This window comes from Rhizobacter sp. P2_H2 (genome assembly GCF_056403375.1).
In genome coordinates, this window is record NZ_JBFUFP010001061.1 from 1 (window position 1) to 1,818 (window position 1,818).

General features: G+C 70.6%; 1 protein-coding gene and 1 pseudogene. One reads left to right on the plus strand and one right to left on the minus strand.

Features of this window, described 5'->3' with window-relative positions; all coding sequences use genetic code 11:
* The first annotated feature begins 160 nt into the window (after nt 1-160).
* Nucleotides 161-1,135: a LysR family transcriptional regulator gene (locus tag AC1D15_RS30005; RefSeq protein ID WP_477828893.1), complete on the plus strand. Its 975-nt coding sequence runs from the start codon at nt 161-163 to the stop codon at nt 1,133-1,135.
* Between the two features lie 4 nt (nt 1,136-1,139).
* Here the strand turns inward: AC1D15_RS30005 and AC1D15_RS30010 are convergent.
* Nucleotides 1,140-1,818 (minus strand): annotated as a pseudogene (locus AC1D15_RS30010) (TIGR02270 family protein); the annotation flags it as partial.

Sequence of the window (1,818 nt, forward strand, 5' to 3'; positions counted from 1 at the left end):
CTTCAGTACGCCGGCCGAATAGCGTTTCCTGGCATCGGTGATCTGCGTTGCGTCTTTCATGTGGCCCATGGACACTCTCCTTGCTCGGTTGAGTCGAATGTAGGGATCGCGATGCATTCGGAATAATTGATTCTTTTCGTCAACCCATAAGCTTCGACTGATGCTCAAGAACGCCACCTTCCGCCAGCTCGCGGCCTTCCATGCGGTGTCGCGGCTGGGCAGCGTGTCGCGTGCCGCGAGCGAGCTGCACCTGACACAGCCGGCGGTGTCGATCCAGCTGAAGCTGCTGGAGGAGAGCGCGGGGGCGCCGCTGCTGGAGAAGAGCGGGCGCGGCGTGCGCCTGACGGCCGCGGGCGAGCTGATGGCCGGCTATGCGGCGCGCATCCTCGAGCTGTGGCGAGAGGCGGGCGACGAGATGGCGGCGCAGCGCGGGCTGTTCTCGGGCACGCTGCGGGTGGGTGCGGTGACGACGGCGGAGTACCTGCTGCCGCCGCTGCTGGTGGCCTTTGCCGGCCAGCACCCGGAGGTGAAGGTGAAGCTGCAGGTGGGCAACCGCGACGAGATCGTGCGCATGCTGGCGACGCAGGAGGTCGACATCGCGATCATGGGCCGGCCACCGGCCGAGCTGAAGACGACGGCGGTGGCGTTCGCGAAGCACCCGATGGCGTTCCTCGCGTCGCCGGAGCATCCGCTGATGAAGCAGCGCCGGCCGGCACTGGCCGACCTGGTGGAGGCGAACCTGCTGGCGCGCGAGCGCGGCTCGGGCACCCGCACGACGCTGGAGCGGCTCTACAAGGAGGCCGGCGTGCCGCTGCGCATCGGCTCGGAGATGTCGAGCAACGAGGCCATCAAGCACATGTGCGCCGCCGGCTTCGGCGTGGCCTTCCTGTCGCTGCACACCTGCGCGCTGGAACTCGAGGCGGGGCTGCTGGCGGTGCTGCCGATGGCCGGCAACCCGCTGCAGCGGGATTGGTACGCGATGCACCTGGCGTCACGCCGCCTGCCGCAGGTGACGTCGGCGTTCAAGCAGTTCCTGGCGGACGAGGGACAAGGGGTGATCGATGCGCAGCTGCGGGGGCTGCGGCCGGTGGCGAAGCGTCGCGCAGCGGCCCCGAGGAAGGCATCTTCGCGTTGACCCTTCACGTCGACCCGGCCGGCGTCAGCAGCTGCAGTTGCCGCCACGCCGGCGCATCCACCGGAAACGCCACCGCGCCGGGTGCCGCCAGGCACAGGTGCTGCGCGGCCGCGATGCGCTGCCGCTGGTAGCCGCGCCTCAGCACCTCGACGCAATGCGGCGGGCTCATGACCTGCCCGAGGAAATGGCGCACCCCGGACCTGAAGCGGCCCGCCTGGCTGCGCCACCAGGCCGCCACCGCCGCCTGCTGCGGCCACGGCAGGTCTTCGTCCATGTCCATCGCCACGCGGTCATCGGCAGGGTCGTCGCCAGGTCCGGCATCGATGTCGTCCGGTGCCGGACGGTCCAGCCCGAGAGCCGCCAGGTCGGCGCCGGTGATGAAGCTGAAGGCCTCGCCGGCCGGCCGCGCGGTGGCGGGATCGCCCATGCGCTCGATCAGCCACTCGGCATAGCGCACGTCGCCCGTGTGCCCGACGCCCGCGATGAGCGCATGCATTGCTTCGGGCTGAGCCGCCAGCAGCGCCAGCAGCGCGCGTGCGTCGGCTCCGTCCAGCACCTTCAGCACCCAGCGCAATGCACGCTGCTGCCACGGGCTGGACGCCGCCGCCAGCAACGACAAGGCGTCGATCGAACGCCCCCGGTCGCCCAGCAGCAAGGCCGCCGCGGCGGCCCGGTAGCGGCAC